The organism is Chondrinema litorale (assembly GCF_026250525.1).
Taxonomy (GTDB): domain Bacteria; phylum Bacteroidota; class Bacteroidia; order Cytophagales; family Flammeovirgaceae; genus Chondrinema; species Chondrinema litorale.
Genome location: NZ_CP111056.1, coordinates 87351 through 112185, shown reverse-complemented (window position 1 = coordinate 112185; position 24835 = coordinate 87351). Strand labels below are relative to the sequence as shown.

22 protein-coding genes and 1 pseudogene are annotated in these 24835 nt (G+C 33.5%); 8 read left to right on the top strand and 15 right to left on the bottom strand.

All coding sequences use genetic code 11. The features are described 5' to 3' along the window. Window positions 1-123 precede the first annotated feature (123 nt). The 7 genes from OQ292_RS34925 to OQ292_RS34895 all read right to left on the bottom strand — a co-directional run bounded on the left by OQ292_RS34925 (window position 124) and on the right by OQ292_RS34895 (window position 5501). On the bottom strand, window positions 124-1170 hold the full coding sequence (locus tag OQ292_RS34925; protein WP_284688794.1) for a FecR family protein: 1047 nt from the start codon (window positions 1168-1170) through the stop codon (window positions 124-126). 166 nt (window positions 1171-1336) lie between these two features. Further along, a complete protein-coding gene (locus OQ292_RS34920) occupies window positions 1337-1915 on the bottom strand; it encodes an RNA polymerase sigma factor (protein ID WP_284688793.1) in 579 nt (192 codons plus the stop codon). Between the two features lie 472 nt (window positions 1916-2387). After that, window positions 2388-3416, bottom strand: a complete 1029-nt coding sequence (locus tag OQ292_RS34915) for a DUF4405 domain-containing protein (RefSeq protein WP_284688792.1) — start codon at window positions 3414-3416, stop codon at window positions 2388-2390. A 139-nt stretch (window positions 3417-3555) separates the two neighbouring features. Beyond that, window positions 3556-3966: a DUF1348 family protein gene (locus OQ292_RS34910; protein ID WP_431733807.1), complete on the bottom strand. Its 411-nt coding sequence runs from the start codon at window positions 3964-3966 to the stop codon at window positions 3556-3558. Window positions 3967-4044: 78 nt separating this feature from the next. Further along, window positions 4045-4467 (bottom strand): OsmC family protein, encoded by a 423-nt coding sequence (locus OQ292_RS34905; RefSeq protein WP_284688790.1) that lies wholly within the window; start codon window positions 4465-4467, stop codon window positions 4045-4047. Window positions 4468-4507: 40 nt separating this feature from the next. Beyond that, window positions 4508-4942 (bottom strand): hypothetical protein, encoded by a 435-nt coding sequence (locus OQ292_RS34900; RefSeq protein WP_284688789.1) that lies wholly within the window; start codon window positions 4940-4942, stop codon window positions 4508-4510. Window positions 4943-4967: 25 nt separating this feature from the next. Further along, a complete protein-coding gene (locus OQ292_RS34895; protein ID WP_284688788.1) occupies window positions 4968-5501 on the bottom strand; it encodes a carboxymuconolactone decarboxylase family protein in 534 nt (177 codons plus the stop codon). A 278-nt stretch (window positions 5502-5779) separates the two neighbouring features. Here OQ292_RS34895 and OQ292_RS34890 point away from each other — a divergent pair, with 278 nt between their 5' ends. From OQ292_RS34890 to OQ292_RS34855, 8 genes and pseudogenes are all read left to right on the top strand, one after another. After that, on the top strand, window positions 5780-7252 hold the full coding sequence (locus OQ292_RS34890) for a DUF1593 domain-containing protein (protein WP_284688787.1): 1473 nt from the start codon (window positions 5780-5782) through the stop codon (window positions 7250-7252). 128 nt (window positions 7253-7380) lie between these two features. Next, a complete protein-coding gene (locus OQ292_RS34885; RefSeq protein WP_284688786.1) occupies window positions 7381-8376 on the top strand; it encodes an amidohydrolase family protein in 996 nt (331 codons plus the stop codon). A 118-nt stretch (window positions 8377-8494) separates the two neighbouring features. Further along, window positions 8495-9400, top strand: coding sequence for an NAD(P)H-binding protein (locus OQ292_RS34880; protein WP_284688785.1), 906 nt, complete (start codon window positions 8495-8497; stop codon window positions 9398-9400). 8 nt (window positions 9401-9408) lie between these two features. Beyond that, window positions 9409-9621 (top strand): putative antibiotic biosynthesis monooxygenase, encoded by a 213-nt coding sequence (locus tag OQ292_RS34875; protein WP_284688784.1) that lies wholly within the window; start codon window positions 9409-9411, stop codon window positions 9619-9621. A 10-nt stretch (window positions 9622-9631) separates the two neighbouring features. After that, a pseudogene (locus OQ292_RS34870) lies at window positions 9632-10552 on the top strand (helix-turn-helix domain-containing protein). Window positions 10553-10654: 102 nt separating this feature from the next. Continuing rightward, window positions 10655-12214 carry an alpha-L-fucosidase gene (locus OQ292_RS34865; RefSeq protein WP_284688783.1) on the top strand — a complete coding sequence of 520 codons (1560 nt, stop codon included), beginning with the start codon at window positions 10655-10657 and terminating at the stop codon, window positions 12212-12214. Window positions 12215-12403: 189 nt separating this feature from the next. After that, the gene (locus OQ292_RS34860; RefSeq protein ID WP_284688782.1) at window positions 12404-13222 is read left to right on the top strand and encodes a universal stress protein; all 819 of its coding nucleotides are present in this window, start codon (window positions 12404-12406) and stop codon (window positions 13220-13222) included. Between the two features lie 373 nt (window positions 13223-13595). Next, window positions 13596-16874 carry a BspA family leucine-rich repeat surface protein gene (locus OQ292_RS34855; protein ID WP_284688781.1) on the top strand — a complete coding sequence of 1093 codons (3279 nt, stop codon included), beginning with the start codon at window positions 13596-13598 and terminating at the stop codon, window positions 16872-16874. 35 nt (window positions 16875-16909) lie between these two features. On the opposite strand, the gene OQ292_RS34850 is transcribed toward OQ292_RS34855, so the two are convergent. From OQ292_RS34850 to OQ292_RS34815, 8 genes are all read right to left on the bottom strand, one after another. Beyond that, window positions 16910-18109, bottom strand: coding sequence for a DUF1036 domain-containing protein (locus tag OQ292_RS34850; RefSeq protein WP_284688780.1), 1200 nt, complete (start codon window positions 18107-18109; stop codon window positions 16910-16912). A 111-nt stretch (window positions 18110-18220) separates the two neighbouring features. Further along, entirely contained in the window at window positions 18221-19516 is a 1296-nt protein-coding gene (locus tag OQ292_RS34845; protein ID WP_284688779.1) for an alpha/beta hydrolase-fold protein, read from the bottom strand. Window positions 19517-19525: 9 nt separating this feature from the next. Further along, window positions 19526-20407, bottom strand: coding sequence for a leucine-rich repeat domain-containing protein (locus OQ292_RS34840; protein WP_284688778.1), 882 nt, complete (start codon window positions 20405-20407; stop codon window positions 19526-19528). A 26-nt stretch (window positions 20408-20433) separates the two neighbouring features. Continuing rightward, window positions 20434-21420: a glycoside hydrolase family protein gene (locus OQ292_RS34835; protein ID WP_284688777.1), complete on the bottom strand. Its 987-nt coding sequence runs from the start codon at window positions 21418-21420 to the stop codon at window positions 20434-20436. A 131-nt stretch (window positions 21421-21551) separates the two neighbouring features. Continuing rightward, on the bottom strand, window positions 21552-21803 hold the full coding sequence (locus OQ292_RS34830; RefSeq protein WP_284688776.1) for a hypothetical protein: 252 nt from the start codon (window positions 21801-21803) through the stop codon (window positions 21552-21554). A 21-nt stretch (window positions 21804-21824) separates the two neighbouring features. Further along, window positions 21825-23132: an ammonium transporter gene (locus tag OQ292_RS34825; RefSeq protein WP_284688775.1), complete on the bottom strand. Its 1308-nt coding sequence runs from the start codon at window positions 23130-23132 to the stop codon at window positions 21825-21827. A gap of 253 nt (window positions 23133-23385) precedes the next feature. Further along, window positions 23386-24216: a hypothetical protein gene (locus tag OQ292_RS34820; RefSeq protein ID WP_284688774.1), complete on the bottom strand. Its 831-nt coding sequence runs from the start codon at window positions 24214-24216 to the stop codon at window positions 23386-23388. Beyond that, window positions 24206-24817, bottom strand: coding sequence for a hypothetical protein (locus OQ292_RS34815; RefSeq protein ID WP_284688773.1), 612 nt, complete (start codon window positions 24815-24817; stop codon window positions 24206-24208). Before OQ292_RS34815 ends, OQ292_RS34820 begins: the two co-directional genes overlap by 11 nt. Window positions 24818-24835: the final 18 nt, after the last annotated feature.

Genomic DNA, 24835 nt, shown 5'->3' with positions numbered 1-24835 from the left:
ATAAAAGTTTAATGAGACACCATTCCATAAATGTTAAGTTTGGCCGCTTGCTTTATGGGTGGTGTAGATGGACTTTTTCCCAGTATTTCTTATGAGATACTGGTTTTTTTTTGCTAGCTCGTATCAATCATATTTCGAAGGTTTAATGTGAACAACTTTATTTTCAATTCGGTAATTAAAGCCAAGTGCATTGCCCATTACACGGAGTACGTTATCGAGATTTTCATCTTCAAACTCTCCTACAAATGAGCCTAATAATTCTTCTTGCTTCTCTACAGTAATTTTAACTCCATACCACTTTTCCAGATAAGGAAAAATCTCTGTAACATTGGCATTCTCAAAATAGATGATACCATCTTTCCAACCGATTTCTTTGCGGGTGTCAAATACAACTTTTTGAGCCAACTCATTCGCCTTGTTATAAATCACCATATCGTTGGGTAACAAGTCCAATGTGTCGTAATCGTTTTTCATCTTTACAATTACTCCAACTCTACCTTCGCTTACAGCTACTCTAATTTCTTCATCATCGTTATAGGCTGCGATGTTAAAAGCTGTTCCCTTCACCATTGTTACAAGCTCACCGGTGTGGACCAAAAAGGGTTTCGCCGAATCTTTTTCAACTTCAAAAAATGCTTCTCCTTCCAAATAAACTTCTCTCTTATTAGCAGTAAATTTTTCTGGTACTTTCAGTTTGCTTTGAGAATTTAATTTAACAACTGTTCCATCCGTTAGCGTCAAATTAATTTTTTGCCCACTACTAGTTGTTTTATCGAGATACTTCGCTATCGTTTCTTCCTTATTAAGGTGCTTATCTTTATTAAAAAACCACAGCATATAGCCTGCTATTAGCAATAGCAAAAATGTAGCAGCTATATTTTTAAACTGAGGTATCATACTTTTTACTTTTACAGTCTCATTGTGCTTATTATCAATTCTTTCATTTATTACTCTAATCTTGTCTTCGATCAAATCGTCTGAGATTTCAGACCCTTTAAATCTTAAGTTTAAAATCAGCTCCTTGGCTTGTGCTATTTCATTTTCTCTTTCAGGATGTTCTACTTTCCAATTTTCCCAAAAGGCTATAGATTCCTGATTTCTACCATCCACCCATTCCTCAAAAGATTTGTCTAATACAAAATCTTCAATTTTATAGTGCTTATAATCCATGTTATTGGTCTTATTTTTTGTTGTAATTAGCGAAAGTTAGTTAGGCAACTCGTATTGAATTCGTAGCTATTTATTACCGCTTTGGTATTACAGAAGGAGGTTAAGTAGAGATATACTCACCAAATTGAAATTATTTTTTATTTTTTTTGGGAAGGATAATTTACACTTAAAAAATTAACAAGATGAATAGTAAAATATAATCTTTAAGAAGCTTAATAGCCCTTTGCAATAGATTACCTACAGACTGATTATTTATACCCATAATTTCTCCAATCTCTTGGTAAGAGGCTTCTCCATAAAATTTGAGGTAAAGGGCTTCGCGTTGCCGGGGAGGCAAATTGTTTAATGCTGAAGTGAGTTTCTCCACCTTTTCTTTATTAAACTGATCTTGAATTAATAAATCTTCGTGAGAAAAAACGATATCGAATTCTTGCTGGAAAATAGCAAATTGTTGTTTTCTGTTATCCCAGCGACTCAATGCTTCCAAAATACGTCTTCGAAGAGATTTTAATAAATACGCTTTAACATCTTTTACATCGCCAAGTTTGTTTTTGTTTTCCCATATATAGATAAACAAATCTTGAATGCAGTCTTCTGTTAATTGCGCATTGCCCGAAATTTTAAAACCGTAGGAAAATAGCAGTTTGTAAAAAAAACCTATAGTGGTATTAAAGGCGTTTCTATCACCTGCTTTCAGTCTTTTCCATAGCGTAGTAAAGTCAAAATCTTTAGTTAAATTAGACAAAGGATTCTCAAATATTGCTTTAAATTAACAGTCCGAATTATCAAATATAATTGGCAAAATCCAAATTCTGAAAAATCACCGTTTAAGTAAATTTACAATATTTTACTAATGTTTTATGCTAATTAAAAGTAATATTGTTTGCTTTTTTTCTGAAAAACTAAGTGAATTATATGTATTAACCTGATTTTAAAATCTAATAATAATTCATTTATCCAAATTTAATTCTAATGAATTTATTTTTACCAAAATTTTGTAAAGAGTTTTATGGAAATTACTCAGAAATGACTTTCATTCAACTTTAACTTTTAATTATTTAGTTAAAATCGTTTTGAGGTATGTTATACATTATTGTAGTAAAATAGATAAAATACTAAATTGGATAAAAGCTATTTGAATAGAGATAATTCTATATTGAAAAATCAAGCAATTTAAGCGATGTTTATTGCTTCTAAATGAGACAAAGAGTCTCATTTTAGTCAACTTTTAAGATAATTCGATCAGCGATATTTTTGGCGGTAGTAATATTAGATAAATCAGCATACAGATTCCCATCTTTCCCTGAATGATGACCATGCCCAAGCAATTCCATGAATTTGTAAGTGGTAGCTGCCAAATCGTTTGAATTAATTTCTGCCGAATAAATTAAAGATGGTTGACCCACTTGCCCAGAGCCTGAATAGATTTTATCTTCTGGAAATTTATCTTCACTGTAAAAATCATTCCAGTCATACGATTGATTCAGTTCTATAAAAACTTTGTAAGTACTATTATTATCAATCTCTGTTTTTGAATTGATTAAAAAGTTACCAGTTGGTGTAGCACCAGAAACACCATCTAAATCTGCTGCATTAGCTAAAGGCACATACAAACCATCGACTGCTTTAATACCTCTTTGGTGAGACCAATATGGCAAAGCTTCTGGCCTTCTTTTTACTGCTGCGTCCCACTTGTCGCCTACTTTGTTGCCATAATCAAAAGTGCTCGATGCAATTACTCTAGAGATGTATAAAGTCTCTATATAATTTCCAACTGAATCTGCCAACCAAACTGCAAATAATGGATATTGAAAAGCTTCTCCCTTTTTCAATTCAATACTAATTGCTTGGTTGCCTACTGCATTTGGCAAGTCTATCATCTGATAATCAAAACTTGCGTCTTGCTTACCAAGCTGTTGATTTCTCCATTGGTTGCCAAAAGCATAAAGCTTATTTAAATAAGGATGGTTAAAATACAAACCTGTAGCCAAGCCAGTCGCAATAGAAAAAACATATACACTTTGGTACTTTTTAAGCTGTGTTTTCTTTTTGCCTTTTATATAATTAGACAATGGCAATTTATTATTGATGATATGAAAAACCATTGCCAGTATAAAAAGCAGTGCAAAGAATGTATGTAATGAAGCTACATTTTTTCCGAAAGGTGTAAAGTACATGTATATGCCTGAGCCAGCAAGAATTACTAGCGTGATAATTAAAATATTACCTAACAATCGTCTGTCCATCGTGATTAATTTTATCTATTGCGAAAGTAAGTTGAGCAGCAACTTATGTCAATAAGGGAAAAATTTGCCCCCATCGATTTTTCATATTATTTAAAAAACAAAAGCAGTTTGGGCGAAACCCAAACTACTTTTGTAGCAATTATAATCTTCGGTCTTGTACTTCAATTTGCAAATCGTTAATGCTCGCATAGCGTTTTTGCATCAGACCGTTTTCATTAAACTCCCAGTTCTCGTTGCCATAGGCTCTAAACCACTTACCTGCTTTATTGCGGTATTCGTATTCGAAGCGAACTGCTATTCGGTTATCTTTATAAGCCCAAAGTTCTTTTTTAAGCTTATAGTCCAACTCAACTTCCCATTTATTTTTAAGAAAAGCCTGTACTTCTTCTCTCCCATTCAAAAAAACATTTCTGTTTCTCCATTCGGTATCAATAGTATATGCTTTCGATACAGTTACATAATCTTGCGTATTCCAAGTGTCTTCTGCTTTTTGTACTTTTTCCAAAGCGGTTTCCAAAGTAAATGGAGGCAAAGGATGCTTTATCTCTATATTACTCATGATAGTTCTATTTAATTTCTCTTAAAAAGAGAGAATGTTTTTGATTTAAAAATTCGGAGGCAAGATCAATTATACTAGTGGAGCTTCAACTAAATCTGTAGCGTGTTCGATATTCCAGTCACCTAAGATTTGTCTGTGGATGTAACAGTTATCGGCTTCATACAAAAGCTTCTCTTTTTGCTCTTCTGTAATATTGCCTTCTATCTGAATTTTCACTTTTACATCTGTTGTTAAACCCTTAGCTTCTCTCTTCACTTCTTGAGATAACTCAGCAACTACATTACCTATTTCCCAATTATACTTTCGAGCGATAAAACGTACTGTTGCCACCTTACACATTGCCAAACCACTTAATACCAGTTCCGATGGGCTTAAACCCAAATCTGTTCCTTTACTTTTTACTGGCTCATCGCCAACAATGCTGTGTGTACCATTCGTGATTATACTTTGATATCCTTCTGGCAAATTCGTGATTTTAATTTCTGTAGCCATAATTATTAAATTTATAGTTTAATTAATTTATCTTTTTAGTTTATTGTACAGCCAAACTCTGTTGATGATATTGATGTACAAAATACCATAGTGGTATGCCGTAAGCCCAGTGTCTTACCATCGATAATACTGGAATAATCTCAGACATTTCTGCTCCAGCTATGCCACCACCGAGCAGTGGAAACATAAAGAACCAAACCAATGCAATGGTTTCTGCTGTAACAAAGACTAAGGTTCTTAACCAATTTGGGCCTATGAGCGATGGCGCGATACCTGCATATAAAACTGCCAGTAAAATTCCATTGGAATAATGACCAAAAAGTCCGTAAGCAAAGCCTAATCCTGTTTTTTCGCCTAGTAAACCGGCGATGTCCCAAAATTGTCCAGTAAAAGCAAAGCCTACTAAATCGAAAGCGAGTGTACCCAATATGCCACCAATTATGGCATTTATCCAGTTAATTTTATGTGTGTTCATCTTAAATGTTGTTTATTGGTTAAGGTTAAAGTTCAGGTGCGATCGGAAAATCAATTTCGAATTGAGTGAGGTTATGGATATAGTTACTAATGATTTTATCACCGATTACAATTACCACATCAATTAGATTAACTTCTGTATATCCAGCCTCGAAAAAGTTAGTTTTTATTTGGTCTGAAACTTTACCTTTATTTTCTACAATTGCTTTGGTTAATTTTGCTAGGGCATCCACTTTAGTATCGAAAGAAGCAACGCCACTTCTTATCTCTAATACTTGCTCATCGGTAAATCCATTCATCTTACCTAAAACAGTGTGAGCAGATTGGCAGTAACGACATCCGTTTACTTGGCTAGTTACCAAATTTACAACTTCTCTTTCTTTTGCTTTTAAAGTCGACTTACGATTTTGAAGTGCTAGATAGTCGCCAAGAGCGGTATCGTTTTTAGCGAAGTAAGCATACAAGTTTGGAACGAAGCCTAAACCTTTTTTAAGGTTATCAAAAATAGCTTGGTTGTTTTCCGATACTTCTCCTCGGACAGGAACATTAAACTTTGTCATTGTTTTTAATTTTTAATTGGTGTTTTAAAATGATTACAATACAAAGATGTGGCATTATAGCAGGCTAGCGTTAGGTACAATTTCCCTTGGAGTAGGCAATTTTTCCCCTTTTAAATTTTTTGTGAAAAATCGTATATCTAATACTTAAATAAAGCTTTGGAGAAGCTTGATTAAACACCATAACTCATTAAATTTAGCTGAATAGAACAATTTAAGCTGTATTACTCTTCGGAGTAAAAAGCAGCTATTAAAAAAGAATAGTAAATATGACTACGACCATGATCTCAAAATTACTCTCATTAGGGCTAACCCTATCATTGCTATTTGGCAATAACAATACAAGCAATATTATTGAAACACAAAATTCAACAATCGCTGCCAGTGAGAAACACCGAGTTATTGTATTAACCGATATCGAAGCTGATCCTGATGATACGCAATCTCTCATTCGATTATTATTATATGCCAATTCACTAGATATAGAAGGTCTTATTGCCACAACTTCCACCCATCAAAAAAATAGGGTGGCACCAGAATCAATTAAAAATGTACTGACAGCTTATGGAAAAGTGCATGCTAATTTAGAAAAACACGAGAAGGGTTATCCGACAGAAGCAGAGTTGCTTAAGCTAGTAAAACAAGCTTTACCAGAATATGGCATGAATGCCGTGGGCGAAGGTAAAGACTCTGAAGGCTCAGATTGGATAATAGAGGTTTTAGAGAAAGATGATGAAAGACCTGTTTGGGTTTCTGTTTGGGGAGGTGCTAACACATTAGCTCAAGCACTATTTAAAATCAGAAAAACGAAGAGCAAATCAGTAGCAAAAAAGCTTATTAGCAAACTTCGAGTTTACACCATCTCCGATCAAGACGATAGTGGAATTTGGATTAGAAATGAATTTCCTGATTTGTTTTATATCGTGAGTCCGGGAGGATATTTTAACGCCACTTGGATTGGGATAAATCAGGTAGTAAAAGGAATTGATAATACTGAAATAAGTAATGATTGGTTAACCGAAAATATCCAACAAAATCATGGCCCACTTGGTGCCATGTATCCAGATGTGGCTTATGGTATGGAAGGAGATACACCCGCCTATTTGTCTTTAATCCCGAATGGATTGAATGCGCCAAACCAACCCAATTGGGGAGGCTGGGGTGGCCGATACGAATTATATCAACCAAAACTCTCAGATTTAGATACTGAAGGATTTACCGGAGGTGTACCCTTAGAAGTAGAAACTCGACCAATCTGGACGAATGCAAACGACCAATATACTCCTTGGGTTTATCAGAACTATGGCAGACCCATACTAGCCGATTCTAATACTTTTAATGATAATAAAGTTTCTCTTTGGAGATGGAGAGTAGATTTTCAAAATGATTTTGCCGCTCGCATGGATTGGTGCACAAAATCTTACGAAGAAGCCAATCATCCGCCAGTGCCCGCTCTTGGGCATCCAGAAGAATTTACAGTAAAATCTGGTGATATTTTTAGTCTAGATGCAAGTGGCACAACTGATCCAGATGGTGATAATTTGAGCTATCTGTGGTTCCACTATGTAGAAGCAGGAACTTATAAAGAAAAGATAAGCTTCGGCCCTTATTCTCCAAACTTATACAATGTACATACGATTACAGCTCCCAAAGTTACTCAAAGACAAACTGCCCATTTTATCTTAAAAGTAACTGATAAAGGAACGCCTGCATTATCGAGATATAAAAGGGTAATTGTAACCATAGAACCATAATGTAAATATCATTTACTACAATTATACCTGCATTTTTCGATCTCCAAGGCTTTTTAAGTTCTTGGAGAATATCTATCTTAAAGAGAATATTTAATGTATCACAAATATGAAAAAAACAACTATCTAGTATGACACAAAAATTTACAAAACTCACATTATTAATTCTGCTCTCAGCGATTACGATTGGTTTTGCGCAAGAAGGTGAAAAAAGACATTTACCTATTATCGATGTACATGTTCACGCAATGAAGGTAAATCCCGCTTTTGCTAGCGATATGTGCCCTTGGTTTTTAACAAGCATGCCCGGTGGCGATCCGCTTGACGATGCCCCCACATTTATGACAGCAGATTGTGCTCACCCTCTAAAAGCAGCCAAATCTGATAAGGAGTTTCAAGATGCTTTAATCTCCACCATGAAAAGGCTCAACATGACGATTGTAGCCAGTGGTGATGCTTCTGTAATTCGAAGTTGGCAAAAAGCGGCTGAACCAGGTAGAGTAATTCCAAGTATTGCCATTAGTAACTCAGAAGCAATGTCTGTGGTCGCTTTTACCGATTCTCTATCTAGTGGGTTCTACAAAGTTATGGGCGAAGTGGCTCCACAATACCAAGGCCTCTCTCCTAGCGATATGTCGCTTGATCCCTATTTTGCAGCAGCCGAAAAATTGAATATTCCAGTTGGAATTCATATGGGTACAGGCGGAAACGGAACAATCAACATCAACAATCCAAAGTACCGTGCATCTTTAGGAAATCCATTTTTATTGGAAGACATGTTGGCTAGACATCCAAAATTGAAAATTTGGGTAATGCATGCTGGCTATCCGCTAATTGATGAGATGGTCGCCTTAATGGGAGCCAATGCATATGTCTATGTAGACATCGCCGGAATGATTTGGAGCTATCCTTTAGAAGAAGTTAATAATTACATTAAACGATTAGTACAAGCAGGTTTTGGTAAAAGAATTATGTACGGAACCGATTTAATGATCTGGCCAGAACTCTTGGAAACTTCAATTGGAGTAATTGAAAATGCTACTTATCTATCATTTGATCAGAAACGCGATATTCTGTTTAATAATGCCGTTCGCTTTTTTAGACTGGATGAAAGCAAATACAAATAATATGATTGGTTGAATACGTCAAACCTTCAACTTCATATTTGACTACAACAAAAGTAGATTTGGCTAATTCTGTTTTTTGTTTGATGCAGACTTTTGTACAAACAAAAAACAGAATATTATGAAAATTGTAGTAACAGGTTCACTAGGAAATATAAGTAAACCACTCACTCAAGAGTTGGTACAAAAAAGGCATACAGTAACAGTTGTTAGCAGCAAAACTGAAAGGATAGCAGCCATTGAGGCTATAGGTGCAACTGCTGCAATTGGTTCTATGCAAGATGTATCATTTCTCACAAACACTTTTAAAGGAGCTGATATTGTTTATGTGATGGAAGCTTTTGGAGCTGCCGGAGAATTCTTTAACAAAGAACTCGATTTTATGGAGTCTATCAACATAATAGCTAGAAGCTACAAGCAGGCAATTGAGGAATCTTGTGTTAAAAAAGTAGTTCATTTAAGTAGTATTGGAGCTCATACAAATAAAGGAAATGGCATTCTGGCCTTTCATTACAATGTTGAAAATATCTTAAAAGAACTTCCAGAAGATGTGTCTATTAAGTTTATGAGACCTGTTGGTTTTTATAACAATTTGTTTGGCTTTATTCCTGTAATAAAATCTCAGGGAACCATTATCTCAAACTATGGTGGTACTTTTAAAAAGCCTTGGGTTTCTACATTTGATATTGCCACTGTTATTGCCGAAGAAATGGAAAAACCATTTGATGGCAGAACTTTCCGCTACATAGCTAGCGAAGAAATCTCTTCTGATGACATCGCTAAAATTCTTGGTGAAGCCATTGGAATGCCAGATTTAAAATGGATAGTCGTTTCAGACGAACACATATTAGAAAACCTACTTGCAATCGGAATGAACCCAGATGTTGCTAAAGGTTTTGTAGAAATGCAGGCTAGCCAACAAAGCGGTATATTATACGAAGACTATTTTCGTAATAAACCCACTTTGGGTAAAGTAAAAGTTGCAGACTTTGCTAAAGATTTTGCAACAAAATTTAAGGAACAATAAATAGAAATATGAGTAAAAACATCCATCATAAAAGAACATTTATAAGCTGGTTAGCCATTTACCCACTCATTACCATTTTACTTTGGTTATTGGGCGACTTGCTAATCATATTACCTTTGCCACTTCGCACACTTTTGCTAACAGCACTTTTGGTACCTGCGATGAGTTATGTTGTAATACCATTTTATTCTAAATTATTTAAGAATTGGTTGAAAGAATAATTTTAAAATAATGGCTGAAAATCAGATTCAAAGAATAAAAACGATTAGTGAGTTTCATAGACTTAGAAATTTGCCAAAACCCGAACATCCACTTATAAGTGTGATTGATTATAGTAAAATTGCACCAACTGCAAGAAGAGAGTCATTTAGTTGGGTATACGATTTTTATATGATCTCTATAAAACGTGGCATTAATGGCAAGATGATTTACGGCCAACAACAATACGATTTTGATGAAGGCATCATGTTTTTTATAGCACCTAATCAGGTTTTTAGAATAGATGCTAACCCAAACCCAACAATGAAGCGATCAGGATGGATGTTACTAATCCACCCTGATTTCTTATGAAATACTCCATTAGCAAAATCCATTAGACAATACGATTATTTCGACTATGCCACTCACGAAGCTTTATTTCTATCAGCCAAAGAAGAAGTAACTATAAAGAACTTGATTCTGAATATCCAGCAAGAGTATCTTTCTAATATTGATCAATTCAGCCAGAATATCATTATTTCTCAAATAGAGACCTTACTCAATTATTCAGAGCGATTTTATCAGCGCCAATTTATTACACGTAAAATTAGTAACCACAAAATTCTCGCTCGTTTAGAAGAGCTACTTACAGATTATTTTAATAGTGACGATCTGGTTACTAAAGGTTTACCAAGTGTACAATACATCTCCGAAACGCTAAATGTTTCCACCAGTTATTTAAGCGGATTGCTTAAGCTTCTTACTGGGCAGAGTACCCAACAACATATTCACGAAAAACTCATCAATAAAGCGAAAGAAAAACTATCTACCTCCAACTTATCTGTTAGTGAAATTGCCTATGAGTTGGGCTTCGAACATCCACAATCTTTTAGTAAATTATTTAAAACAAAAACAAGCTTATCTCCTCTAGAATTTAGAAAGTCATTCAATTAATATAGAAATAAAGTTGCTCATAAAGTATCTGACTTCTTCACCGATTTTATTAGTTTAGGGAAAATTGTAATTAGACCTTAGAAGGATTTCAGATCGTAAATTATGAACTATAACAAAATACTTCCGTATGTTTTTGCTACCATTCTTTGTTTTGGTATTAGTGCTTGCAACAAGAAAAACGAAACGGTAGAAAAAGAAGAAAAGCCTGCTTTTGAAGAAAATTGGGAGTCGCTCTCCAAGATAGAAACACAACCAGAATGGTTTAAAGATGCAAAGTTGGGCATCTATTTTCATTGGGGAGTTTATAGTGTGCCAGCTTTTGAAACGGAATGGTACCCAAGGTGGATGTATGTGCCCAACAGAGGCGATGAATGGGGAGGAAATATTTTTGCACATCACCAAGAAACTTATGGTTCGATAGATAAATTTAACTATCATGATTTTATACCCATGTTTAAAGCTACTTTTTTTGATGCTGAAGAATGGGCTTCTTTATTCATGAAAACAGGGGCAAAATTTGCAGGCCCTGTCGCTCAACACCACGATGGATTTGCTATGTGGGCTAGTAAAATAAACCCTTGGAATGCCTACGACATGGGACCCAAAAAAGACATTACTGGAGAGTTATTTAAAGCTTTAAAAGCGAGAGACATGAAAACTATCGCTACCCTACACCATGCAAGACTTGGGCAAAAGTACGCGAATGATACAAGCAATTGGGCAGGTAACAACATTGATCCGGGTTGGAACAGCCATTATCCCTATCATCCAGATTATGTAACTTCTTCTACTGATCCGAAACTTAGCAAGCTGTATGGTAACATGGGCGAAGACGAATTTAATGAATATTGGCTCGCTTTGGTAAACGAAGTTGTAGATGAATATGGCCCAGATATTTTGTGGTACGACTCATGGCTCGATCAAATTCCTGAGGAATATCAGCAAAAGATGGTGGCACATCATTTTAATACGGCTATTAGTAGAAATCAGGAACCCATAGTTTTTCACAAACAAGAAGACTTGCCACAAGAAGTAAGCTTGCTAGACATCGAACAAGGTGGAAAAACTGATATTTCAGATGAATATTGGATGACAGATATTACCATTAGCGAGGGAGCTTGGAGCTACACCAAAGGTCAAACTTACAAAGACCCTGCTTTGGTTATTAGAAACATGGTGGATGTTTGGAGTAAAAAAGGAATTGTATTGCTAAACATCTCTCCTACTGCCGATGGAGTCATCAATCCAGAACAAAGAGATGTGCTCAGAGCAATCGGAGATTGGATTTATCAACATCAAGAAGCCGTCTATGAAACCCGTGCCTACTCTATTTATGGATATGGTGATGCAGCGTTTGAAGAAGGTCATTTTGGTGGGCAATCTGCCACCATTAAATACTCAAAAAGCGATTATCGATTCAGTAAAGCTAAAGATGGCAAAGCGCTGTTTATCTATACTTTAGGTATGCCAGAACCTGAATCGACCATTGAGGTAAAACATGTGGTAGATGGATTAGATGGAAATAGCATTTCAAAAATCTATGTTGTAGGAGATAACAAGCAAGTAGATTGGTTTATTCAAGATGACAAACTTCTTATACAAACTCCAGAGGCCTCTGCAATGGATGTAATGGTTACTGTTTTTAAAGTAGAGTTTAAATAAAATTAAAAAGTTTTCACAAAGGTGGTGCTAAGCCACTTTTGTGCTTTTTTAATGAAATTTTGGTGATTTTAACATTCACGAAACACCTAATTAACCTTTAGTTCCAATAATTATCATGACGGAAGCTGATTGTTGTCATATGCGAATTATGTAATAAATGCTTACTTTATAATACAAAACAAATTCGTCATGAAAACAATTATAGTTGCCACCGATTACTCAAATGCTGCCAGCAATGCACTTAGTTATGCTGCTGAGTTAGCGAATGTGATAAATGCTAAATTGGTTCTGTTCAATGTTTATCACTTGAACATTCATGCTAGTAATGCAAGATTGTCTCCTGATAAAATTGACCAGATGATTAAAAATAATGAGTTACGCCTACAAGAATTAGCTGATGAAACTGCACAAAAATACAACTTGAGTGTAAATTGGTACAGCAAAATGGCTAATACAGTAGAAGAGCTTGAAGCTTATGCAACCACCAACCCAGTTGATTTGGTAGTAATGGGTATGGAAACCAATCTAATGGAATATAGATTATTTGGTAATACAACTACCGCTGCTATCCATAGATTAAAATTCCCTGTGTTGGTAGTTCCAAATGAAGTTCCTTACAAAAAGCTTGAAAGAGTTCTTTATGCTTGTGAGTATAAATATTTGGAAAAAGACAATCATTTAGATCTTTTAAAAGACCTTGCTAGAAAATACAATGCACAACTTCAGGTACTGCATGTAGAAACTAAAGCGAAAGAACCCGCACTAGCAAATAACCAATTTATCTCAAATGTAGATAACCTAATGGAAGATGTTGAACATACTTACAATTTTGTAGAAAGCTCAAGTATTGCAAAAGGTATCGAAAAAGGAGTAAATGAATACAATGCAAATCTATTGGTGATGGTTCCTCACAAAGCAGGTTTCTTAGAATCTCTAATGAAAGGTAGCGTAACCAGAGAAATGACATTAAAAACCCGTGTACCATTATTGGTATTGCCTAATTTATAGCTTATAAAAACCCTCAGATAAGTATTTAACTACACTCCCCTTTCACAATTCATTATTGAATTTTGGAAGGGGAGATTTTTCGTCTATATACCTCAAAATTGGAGTTAAAATTTCAACAATTCTTACATACTTATTTTTTGTGAAAATATAAGGCTATATCCTTCCAAAGAGTTTGCTCAATACTTAGTATAAAAAATATAATTTTATCTTAGTTTAATGCAGAAACTTAGCAAGTGAAATTACATTAACATAATATCTGCTTTTTTGAAGGTATTGAATTACGAGCTACCTTTCTCCCCTAATTATTAGGGTATAAAACTATCTATACACTAATAGTTTAACTAAAAATCACATCCAGCTTGAATTCAAAATAATGATACAACACAAATTAATTCTAAAGAAAATATGCTTATGCCTATTTTCGCTATTAGCACTAAGTTCTGCCGCATTAGCACAAGAACCCTTTATAACCCAATGGGATACCGAAAAAGGAGACGGAAGTAACCAAATTATGATTCCAACAAACAGTAATTTTCTATACGACTACACTATCGATTGGGGTGATGGTAGTGTATATACTAATGTAACTGGAGATATAAATCATACTTATGGTGTGCCCGGTGTTTATAAAGTAGAAATTACTGGTGCTTTTCCTCACATTAATTTCTTTAATTCCACAGAAAGTAATGCCCAAAAAATTGTAGATATCGCTCAATGGGGTGACATACAGTGGAATTCTATGAATAATGCATTTTATAATTGTAAAAATATGAATATGTCTGCTTCAGATATACCTGACTTCACATATGTTTACGATCTAACTGGAATGTTTAATGGCGCAAGTTCCTTTAATGCGAATATTAGTAGTTGGGATGTAAGTAAGGTTCAATATATGCATTTTATGTTTAAAGAAGCAACATCCTTCAATCAAGACATAAGTAATTGGGATGTGAGTAAGGTTATTTTTATGTCTAGTATGTTTAAACGAGCTAGTTCATTCAATCAAGATATTAGTGGTTGGGATGTTAGCAATGTTACTGATATGAGAGAGATGTTTAGAGAAGCAAGCTCTTTTAATCAAAATATTGGAAACTGGAATGTGAGTAAAGTCATAAATATGTCATATCTCTTTAAAGATGCTAATTCTTTTAATCAAAATATTGGTAATTGGGACGTAAGCAATGTTACTGATATGTCTTTTATGTTTCATTACAATAAATCTTTTAATCAAGATATTGGAGCTTGGAATGTAGGTAATGTATCAAATATGTCATACATGTTTACTGGTGCAATCTTTAACCAAGATATTGGAACCTGGGATGTGAGTAATGTAACTGATATGAATTCGATGTTTACACAAACAACATCTTTTAATCAAGACATAAGTAATTGGAATGTGAGTAAAGTTATTAACATGTCTTATATGTTCATGTCTACAAAATTTTTTAATCAAGATTTAAGTAGTTGGGATGTAAGCAATACTACTGATATGTCTTACTTATTTTGGTATGCAACGGCTTTTAATCAAAATATAGGAAACTGGGATATTAGTAATGTTACAAATATGGAAAACATGTTAGATTTGTGTGGAATGTCAAATGATAATTATAATACAACATTAATAGGATGGGCATCAAACTCTAATGTACCTAACAATATTACTCTTGGTGCCGCTGGCCATTTCTATTATAAAGCAAAAGATGCACGAGACAATTTAATAAATAATTATGGATGGATTATCAATAACGACATTGAACTATTTCTTATAACTTTTGTAGATTTTGATGGCACGATATTAAAAAATCAATTTGTAGAAATTGGCTATGGTGCTCCAGCACCTGAAGTTCCTGAAAGAGAAGGATACATTTTTAATGGGTGGGATATTGAATTTAGTAATGTAAGTGAAGACTTAATAGTTACCGCTCAATATCTAAAAAATTACACAGTTTCTTTTGTTGATTTTGATAATTCCCTATTAAATAGTCAAACTGTAGTATCTGGTAATACTGCAAAACCTCCTGTTAACCCCAAAAGAGAAGGTTACACTTTTATTGGCTGGGATATTGAATTTGACAATGTAACTGAAAATTTAACTGTTACTGCTCAATACACTATCAATAGTTATTTAGTAATGTTCCTTAATTATAATGGATCAATATTAAAAAATGAAACAGTTACATTCGGTAATGCTGCCACAGCTCCTGACAATGCTAAAAGAGAAGGCTATACTTTTATTGGTTGGGATACTGATTTTGATAATATCACTAAAGATATAAATATTACTGCTCAATATACTATCAATAGTTATTCTATAACTTTTGTTGATTTTGATGGAGCAATCTTAAAATCTGAAATAGTTACATATGGAACAACAGTAATTCCTCCAGAAGAACCAAAACGTGAAGGCTATACTTTTAATGGTTGGGATACTGATTTTGAATATTTTAGCGAAGATATTACTGTTAATGCCACCTATTTTAAAAACTTTGTTACACATACCTTCATAGATTTAGATGGATCAATTATAGATATCCAAACATTAAAAAATGGAGAAACTCCTATCTATCCTGATGGTCCTAAGCATGATGGATATTTCTTTTATGAATGGAAAGTCACATCAGAGAATGAAGATTTATTTTATACTGCAAAATTCTTCAAACTAATGTATTATGTAACATTTGTTGATTATGATGAAACTATACTAAAAAGAGATACTGTATATTTCGGTGAGGCTGCCAATAGCCCAGAGAACCCTCAAAGAGAAGGTTATACTTTTACTGGCTGGGATACTTCATTTGACTATGTAACTGATTGGTTAACAACAGTAACTGCTCAATACTCTATCAATATTTATATTGTGAATTTCACAGATTACGATGGTACAATTTTAAAAAGTGATACTGTCGAATATGGAAATACAGCCTCAGCTCCTACGCTACCTGAAAGAGAAGGATACACTTTTAATGGGTGGGACACAGAATATGATTATGTAACTGAAGACTTAAGCATCACAGCCCAATATACTATCAATAGTTATATAGTGAATTTCACAGATTACAAAGGTACAATTTTAAAAAGTGATACTGTTGAATATGGAAGTACAGCTTCAGCACCTACCGAACCTGAAAGAGAAGGATACACTTTTGATGGTTGGAGTGTTGAATTTGATAGTATAACTGAAAACTTAACCATCACAGCCCAATATACTATCAATAGTTATATAGTGAACTTCACAGATTACGATGGTACAATTATAAAAACTGATACTGTTGAATATGGAAATACTGCTTCGGCTCCTTCTGAACCTGAAAGAGAAGAATTTACATTTGAAGGTTGGGATACAGAGTATGACAGTATAACGGGAGATTTAACTATTATCGCTAAATATTCTGCTATTACCGCCACAGAAGATTTAATTACTAAACAATTAAAAATTTATCCAAATCCAACTGCTGACTTTTTGTATATAGATACCAATTATACAGGTAATACACTTGAAGAATTAGATATAAAGATATTCAACAATTTTGGGCAAACAGTTTATCAAAGTTCAAACAGCATGTCTAATTTAATAATTGATACCTCTGATTTTGCTAGTGGAATGTACTTTGTTCAAATAAATGAAAAAACATTCAAGATAGTTAAAAACTAAATTATCAAACTGAAAAGGCATTAAATAATGCCTTTTCAACCCAAATGCAGCGTAAAATCCACAAACTCATTCTCGTGGATGGTATTTTTCTTTAGACCGTATTTTTCATTATCGAATTTGATAAAATGGTCGTGTCCACCCCAGTAATAAGATTTTGATTTACTGGTTGCATAATAGTAAAATGAAGTGTTAGGTGTATCTGCCAAATAGGCTTTTTCTCCTGGCTTTAGTTTGTACCAAGCCTTAGTTTCCCATTCTTCACTTTTATCTTGTACATACAAAAGCACATAAATATCTTCTTTTGTGTTGTTTACAAAGAAGAGTTTATATACCCCTTTTTCTGTGCTTGCCACAAAACTATTACTCTTACTTATGTTTTTAAAAGCAGTCAATTCGCTTGAGCTATAAAACATATTAGGGTTGAAAGTGATTTCGTGTACCTCACCAGTTATTTTTTGATTCTCTCTACTAATCCCAAGATTAGGTCTGCCCGGTCCAGCAGTTTCTGCAATTAAATAGGTCTTTCCTTTTAAATTTAAATAACTGCTTCCACTAGTAACATTCCCCCTAACAAATGGTGCTACATGGTCTGGTAAACGGAACAAGATCACATCATCTGGATTGATCAAATAAGAAAGTATACCTGTGAACAATAGAGATTTTGAATCGCAGTCTCCATAACCTTTTAAGAATATTTCTGATGGTACATGAAGTCCTCCTCTATAAATACGCTGTTTGTCTATATCAGGTACTCCATAGGGAATATCCTGTACAAACTTCATTGCCAGTTCTATCCTGTTTTTTCTACTATCTTTATCTAAATTTTGCAGTCTATCGATAATTAGATTAGCTATTGGCTGACAAACAACAGGAGCGTAATAATTTACTACAGCACTATAATCTATATTTAAATAATTTCCTTCTTTTTTAAACAAACCCTCTTTTAAAATCCTGTCTCTCTTTTTTATGGTTTCTGGTGTAACAATAAACCTTTCAAACATAGACTTTGGAATTCCAAACTTCCCAATCATGTCATCCGTTTGTTCCTTGTTATATTGTAAGTGAAAATTTTGCATATTACCCCAATGATCTTTGAATTGGTAATCAATCACATAATCATTATTTCGGGTGTTCACTTCCAAACTAACATGATCATTTTTTTGATAATCTTTTTGAGCAAGTACCTGAAGTGTACTTAAACCTATCATCAATATCAGAAAAAAATATCTTTTCATAGTATAAAAAAATTAACCATGCCTTATAATACTGTATTTCTAAAGCTTGGTTACGTTTTTTTAGTTCATTTTCTCTAGAAAGCAGGTTCTGCACGCTACAGACACAGTTTGCTACTGTAGCAATTTTTCTTTTTTAAAGCAATCATTCAGTTTCTTCAACACACTTACATGATTCTCTTCTGGATAAATACAAGATTGAATCCGACTGAATTTTTTAATAAAAAAATCATTTTGCTCTCTGAGTAATGGTACTGAAACTACCTCATCTTTTTCTCCAAAAGCATAAATAAGTGAAATATTTTCAGATTTTGCTATTGATGTATCGACCAAGCCAGAAATGAGTATTACTTTTTCAAATTTATTTACATGTTGATTACCTAATTTCCAAGCTCCTAAACAGCCCATAGAATGGCCCAAAATCATCACTTTTTCTTTATCTATCGAAGTGTAAGCTGCAATCAACCTTTCTACAATATTCATAATATTATCACACTCTTGCTCATTATAAATGGACAGTGGTTCATTGGTAAAAGGTAATACAATGATGTATTGATGTTTTTCGGCAAATTCTTTCAATTGATTTTTACCATCGTTTTCAAAGGCATTCATGAAACTTTTGCCATCCATGCCTGCACCATGCAAACCAACTAGCAAACCATAATTACCCAAATGATGAAACCTTTTTGGCAAATACAGTAAGCACTGCAAAAACTCACCATTAGTTGAATGAATTGCTATTTGCACTTCACTTTTGAATATTGATTTTACTTCTTCGTCCACTATCTCACTAATTAACTGTTTAGCAAAACTTAGTCTCTCTTCTATTTCATCAATACTTGGAATTTGAGCACAAGACGCATATTTGGTAGCCTGCAAAGCTAAAGGAACTTTCGGCCCTGTAATTTCGGTTTCTTTAAAGCTTTTAGCTAATGCCGGAAGATACATATCGGCTATGAAATCTACTGTCTCAATAGCTAACGGTACAGCTGGCTTATTGGAATTATTTGTATTTCGCAGTCTTTGATAGGATTTTTCAAAAACTGTTAATTCAGATTTAATTTCTGTTGAAATGATGAATTCTTTGCTGATACTCACCAATACTTCATTAAACTCATTTTTTAAGATATATAGTAGAAAGTAATTCGCATGGTTACCAAACTCATTTGTGCTAACTGTAAAATGGTGTGTATGTATTTTCTCTAGCTTAAAAGCCGAACAGTATTTCACCTCTTCATAAGCCCTGTTTACAATGGATATTTCTATATAATAATTACCCGAAGGTTGCCAATTTTTATCTACCAACCAAGGTTTTAAGGTTACCTCCAAAGACTCACTTGGTAATAATAAATTTTTCTGTAATTGAAGCGAATACAGAATAACCAAATTATTAATCTCAATTGATTCCATATTACTTCATCAAGATTTATTTAAAGCTTCAATTTCTTCAAATGTATGAGAATAGTGTTTTTTATTTTCAAAACCAGCATATTCTAAACCGATACAAGGGGATATATCTCCATCCAAGACTTTAGTCTCAAAAAAATTAATATCAGCCAATTTAGGTAAATCTCTAATAAAATGAATTGATGGTATTTCTCCACATCCATACAAAACTAAAGATTCCAGTGACATTAGTTTATTTACTATAGAAAAGTCTCGGATTTTCTTACATTTATAAAAGTTTAATTCAGTTAGTGGAGCTTTAAGTTTTTTTAGATCGTTAATATCTTCCAACTTAGAACAAGTATAAAAAATTAAGTTTTTCAGCTTATTTAAAGTTTCAATACCTGATAAATTATTAATATTACTAAACTTGATATCCAAGTAATTTAAGTTATGTAACCCCGAAAGGGTTTCCAATGATGTTGATTTATATTTAAAAATACTTAGACTTTTTAAAGAGGTACATTTCTCAATATTCTTTACATACTTTTTGTTCCATATTATCATACACTCCTCTAATACAGGGAACCAATTAAAATCAATTATATCTTTCAGGTCAGCACTTGATCTAAATACTTTTAAATTTTTAAGATATGCTAAACCACTAAGATAAATGTTATCAGGACCAATAAAAATTACTTCTATAAATTCATAATATTTTAAAAAGTCAAGGTTTGTTAAAAGATGCTCACCTATGTTACCTATTACGATATTCTTTATACCATGAGTCTTTATATACTCCAACCCACTTTGGAGATTTTCTTTATCTAAAACTAACAGATCTCCTAATTTTTCATTTTTCCAAAATTCAAATCCGTCGACTATTTTACTTAAATCCTCACTATATTTTCTCATTTTTTACACTCTAACATTTACATTATTCATATACCTTCCCAATTTAATTCAGAAATTCTAATTCCTTTTAAATCTGGCATAAGTGCCGCCATATAATGCTTCCCATTATAAGTAAATAATTCTGGTGCCGAGATTGGCAATGTTTTAACTTTTAGGCTATCGGTACCTATACCAAAATTAAGTGGATTATCTGACCGAAAGACAGTGGTTCTTTGCTCTCCGGGTTTATATTCCTGTGTCTTAAAGAGATAGAAAAACCCATTTCTATGTATAACCTGCGGACATTCGGAAGATAAAAAGTCAACTACATTTTCTTCCGTTTCGGATACTTTTACTTCTTCTCCCCATTGTTTTAAATCTTTCGATTTTCTACAAAACACAGCGCCTTTTGTATCTTCTGGCCAACTGTTTATTATACTACCAGTATAATAGCCATAATACTCATTATCGTAATTCATAATCATAATATCTCTGGCGCGATCATATTCTTCACCCTCAAAAATGCTTGTTTTGCCATTTGCCTGAATTTGCCTTTGAAAGTGCTTGCCATCTGTCCCTTCTGCCAAACAGATTTGCCCACCTCCACCATAAAAAAATTTGTATACATTATTTTGTTGAACCACATAAGGAGCCTGAATCCAACCATGTTCTTCGCCAAGGGTAGAATCTGCCATCATAAAAATCCCTTTGGGTTGCCATAATGTGTCTGTAAGCTCTTGACCTTCCCAACGATGCAAAACACGAAAATCTCCATTTTCACCACAATATCTAATACAAGAAACCAATTGCCATGTATCATCTTCAGCCTGCCAAATAGCAAAATCGACTGGTTCCATTTTATCATTATTATACTCGCCCAAATCTGGAACCGCAGCAATTTGCCACCAATTTTCTTTTAAGGTAGGTTCTTCTTTAATCTCAACATGCGATTGGCCTTGCTGCTCAGAATTACAGCTAATGAATTGGGTTACACACAAAAAAATAATAGCGTTTAAAGTAGTTTTCATCTTCATAATAAAGTGTTACTATTTAAAGCTAAGTAATTTCTTACTAAAAAATGATGGTCTTATCCTGTGGTGTTTGAAGTGTCTATTTATAAAAGAAAAAATGGCAAGCTTCTGAAAACAAACTTACCATTTAACGCTTATTGGTTCTCTATATAATTTGAATATGAACCTTCTTCTCTCAATTTTTTTATCAAACTAGTAATAGCTCTTAAACCATCTATTAAATTGATTTTGTCACCTGCAATATCAATAAACTCTATTTTCTGTTGCATAATAAGTTCATTGCGTTTTAAAGAAGGAATCTTTAGAAATTGGTGCAAGGTGACTAGGTCAAAATTTGTATCTGAACTGCAAATTGATACCTGAGCAATATTGATGTTTTCTACCATTATGTTTTGTTTTACAGGCCATTAAAATTCACTTAGTAATTTCTTGAGTTCGTCTTCATCAATTTGTTCATCTTTTTCTTTTATCTTAGGGAACAAGGTAATTCCTTCTCTTTCTTCATCAGGAGAAACTCTTAGCCCAACCGTTTTCTTTAAAGTGTAAAACATGAGTAAGCCCACACTAAAGGCCCAACCAAAACAGATGGCAACACCTAAAGCCTGCACACCTAATTGCGTGATTACTCTCATAAAATTAAAAGTACCATCTGTGAATAAGATTTCGGGAGAAATTACAACTAGCAAAGTACCCAATACACCACAAAATCCATGAACAGGTATAGCGCCTACTGCATCATCAATTCTTTTCTTTACTAAATACTCAAATCCGTAATTATGAACTACTCCAGCTAAAATACCAATTACCATTGATGTGAACGGTGTTTGGATATGAGGTGAAGCTGTAATTGCTACTAAACCACCTAGAGCACCACCAATTAGTTTTTCGTAGATTCCGACTTTATTCTGGAACAATTTGCAATGGAAATATGCAACAATGGCTCCTGTTGCTCCTGCAATGTTTGTATTGAGTATGATTAAACCCACACTGCTATCAAAAGCCAGAGTACTACCTCCGTTGAAACCCCACCAACCTAACCAAAGCATAAATAAACCTAAGGCTGCATATGGAATATTAAAGGCCTTAATATCGCGAGGAGAACCATCTAAGTTATACCTACCAATTCTAGGCCCTAACAAAGACAAACCTGCCAGAGACACCCAAGCTCCTACCGAATGAACCACTGTAGAACCTGCAAAATCTATAAATCCTAAATCTGCTAACCAGCTTTTGTTATCGGCAAAAAACAAATTACCCCAAGCCCAATGGCCAAACACTGGGTAAATTAATAATGCTATAAAAACCGATGCTACAAGATAAGGAACAAAACCTGTTCGCTCAGACATAGCACCTGATACAATTGTAAGCGCAGTACCAGCAAATGCCAATTGAAACATAAAAAAGATAATACCTAAACTATTGCCATCTTCAACACTCTCTAGGTTTGACAGAAAAAACAGGTTAGAGCCAATTACTCCGACACTATCTTTGCCAAACATAAGCCCAAAACCAAACACTAAAAATATTAAACTAGCCACAGCCCAGTCTATAACATTTTTCATGGCGACAGCTTCAATGTGCTTTTTTCTCACTAATCCGACCTCTAGACATTTAAAGCCAGCTTGCATCAAAAAAACCAAAGCAGCTGCAATTAATACCCAAATAGCATCTATCTTACCTGCCAATTCGATAAACTCTTGTGATTTCGTTTCCATTTACATTTGTTTAATTATCTGAATTAACATGGTAAACTGGAAAAAATTGGGAATTAAATTCTTAAATATCAGAAAAAACTAAAAATGAGCTTTATATGAGGTATAAAGCATGTTTCACACAATAATTCTTATTATTGTTACTTTATATAAGGTTTGTAACAAGTTGATTATAAGATACTTATAAATAGCACTTTTCTGTTAAAATATATCACTTTGGGGGTGATATTCAATTTCTTAAATAACTAATAATAGACTATTTTGATTGAGTTAATTCAGCATATTCCATAGAATCAACTTTTGAATACAAGTTCAATAAATATACATTATTTAAAGCTTGTATTGCATCTCGAAAATCATTTGTGGGATTATTCAGTTCTTCAGGGCAAAAAGTAATAGTTTCATTTCTAAATTGAATTTCAATATATATAGAATCAAGATGACTAAATGATGCTTTTTCTGATTTTAAAATCTGATTGAAATCTACTTTACCAAACTGATTAAGCAGGTAATCATAATAATCTTGTGGAAGTATACCTGTATAATAACCATTTAATTCAGTAGAAATGTTTACATTAAAACACACCTCTCTGTTATTTTTTAGATGAAGTTCTATAAACTCTTTTTCTGTTTGATGTTCGTCAGTATAAATAGTTTTCTTGCAATAGAATCTTTCAATATTATTTAGCAGATTATTACTCAAATTGCCTTTCTTGTAGAAATAAAGATCGAAACCCTCACCCTCTAATTTGAAAAACTCATTACCACTAATAGTAATTTTATAGGTGCTTAACAAACCATAATTATTTGTAAAAGTGATAAAATCATCTAGGATTTTATAATTGGCAAATTGACCTTGAAATTTAGAGCGATCATGAAAAAATAAACCTCCTTTCCATTCTAGACTTTCATCATAAATTTCAATTATCTCATTATTGGCTGAGCTATCTTTTAAAAAAGAATTATAATCCTCCACATTATAAAAGAGAAACCATTCACCTTTCATCGAATTTGATTCTTTCTCTGGTTGACAACTAATTAAAAATGATAATATCAATATCAGATAACAATCTAATCTACACTTCATCAAAATCACTTTTAACTTCCAAGTTACCACAAAACTTCTTTATAACTTCTACCATATTTTCACCTTCTTCTAAATATACATTTTTAGCAAATCGGACTGTATAACCATTATAGAAAAATGAGATGCTTCCTTCTTCAGTATCGAGCTCACGTTCATTCGCGGTTTGATATAAACCTGTTTGATGCTTTAATGCTTCTGATGAATAATTAATCAACTCTTCTTCACCTAAGTAACTCAAATGAGAAATGTCCTTTACTCTATAGCTTTTGCCTTTTTGCCAAATTAAAGCTTTTGTAATTATTTCTATTTTTTCCTGATTGACAATCAATATTTCTGCTTCAAAAAAATTCATTAGTCTTTTCACAAAAAAGAATATTATTAGAACTACAAAGCTTGCTATTAGAACCAGAATAATGATAGAAGATACTTCAAGTTTATGCCATTTTAGCCTATAAATAAAACTATACACTGTAAAGGCGAAAAGAGCTAGTCTAAAAAGAACGTCAACTATAAACCCAAAACTAATTATCGGTCTGGCAGTCGGCTCAATTTTAATGGTGAGTGTATCTTCAAAAGTGTAATAAGTAACCTTGCTCGTCATTTTAGTTTTTTAGGGTTA

Bases quoted from the DNA above. Each gene is read 5' to 3' on its own strand.
- OQ292_RS34885 (WP_284688786.1), top strand. From the start codon at position 7,381: ATGACACAAAAATTTACAAAACTCACATTATTAATTCTGCTCTCAGCG.
- OQ292_RS34905 (WP_284688790.1), bottom strand. From the start codon at position 4,467: ATGGCTACAGAAATTAAAATCACGAATTTGCCAGAAGGATATCAAAGT.
- OQ292_RS34835 (WP_284688777.1), bottom strand. From the start codon at position 21,420: ATGAAGATGAAAACTACTTTAAACGCTATTATTTTTTTGTGTGTAACC.
- OQ292_RS34815 (WP_284688773.1), bottom strand. From the start codon at position 24,817: ATGACGAGCAAGGTTACTTATTACACTTTTGAAGATACACTCACCATT.
- OQ292_RS34840 (WP_284688778.1), bottom strand. From the start codon at position 20,407: ATGAGAAAATATAGTGAGGATTTAAGTAAAATAGTCGACGGATTTGAA.
- OQ292_RS34845 (WP_284688779.1), bottom strand. From the start codon at position 19,516: ATGGAATCAATTGAGATTAATAATTTGGTTATTCTGTATTCGCTTCAA.
- OQ292_RS34855 (WP_284688781.1), top strand. From the start codon at position 13,596: ATGATACAACACAAATTAATTCTAAAGAAAATATGCTTATGCCTATTT.
- OQ292_RS34860 (WP_284688782.1), top strand. From the start codon at position 12,404: ATGAAAACAATTATAGTTGCCACCGATTACTCAAATGCTGCCAGCAAT.
- OQ292_RS34925 (WP_284688794.1), bottom strand. From the start codon at position 1,170: ATGGATTATAAGCACTATAAAATTGAAGATTTTGTATTAGACAAATCT.
- OQ292_RS34820 (WP_284688774.1), bottom strand. From the start codon at position 24,216: ATGAAGTGTAGATTAGATTGTTATCTGATATTGATATTATCATTTTTA.
- OQ292_RS34880 (WP_284688785.1), top strand. From the start codon at position 8,495: ATGAAAATTGTAGTAACAGGTTCACTAGGAAATATAAGTAAACCACTC.
- OQ292_RS34865 (WP_284688783.1), top strand. From the start codon at position 10,655: ATGAACTATAACAAAATACTTCCGTATGTTTTTGCTACCATTCTTTGT.
- OQ292_RS34890 (WP_284688787.1), top strand. From the start codon at position 5,780: ATGATCTCAAAATTACTCTCATTAGGGCTAACCCTATCATTGCTATTT.
- OQ292_RS34900 (WP_284688789.1), bottom strand. From the start codon at position 4,942: ATGAACACACATAAAATTAACTGGATAAATGCCATAATTGGTGGCATA.
- OQ292_RS34830 (WP_284688776.1), bottom strand. From the start codon at position 21,803: ATGGTAGAAAACATCAATATTGCTCAGGTATCAATTTGCAGTTCAGAT.
- OQ292_RS34915 (WP_284688792.1), bottom strand. From the start codon at position 3,416: ATGGACAGACGATTGTTAGGTAATATTTTAATTATCACGCTAGTAATT.
- OQ292_RS34825 (WP_284688775.1), bottom strand. From the start codon at position 23,132: ATGGAAACGAAATCACAAGAGTTTATCGAATTGGCAGGTAAGATAGAT.
- OQ292_RS34850 (WP_284688780.1), bottom strand. From the start codon at position 18,109: ATGAAAAGATATTTTTTTCTGATATTGATGATAGGTTTAAGTACACTT.
- OQ292_RS34875 (WP_284688784.1), top strand. From the start codon at position 9,409: ATGAGTAAAAACATCCATCATAAAAGAACATTTATAAGCTGGTTAGCC.
- OQ292_RS34895 (WP_284688788.1), bottom strand. From the start codon at position 5,501: ATGACAAAGTTTAATGTTCCTGTCCGAGGAGAAGTATCGGAAAACAAC.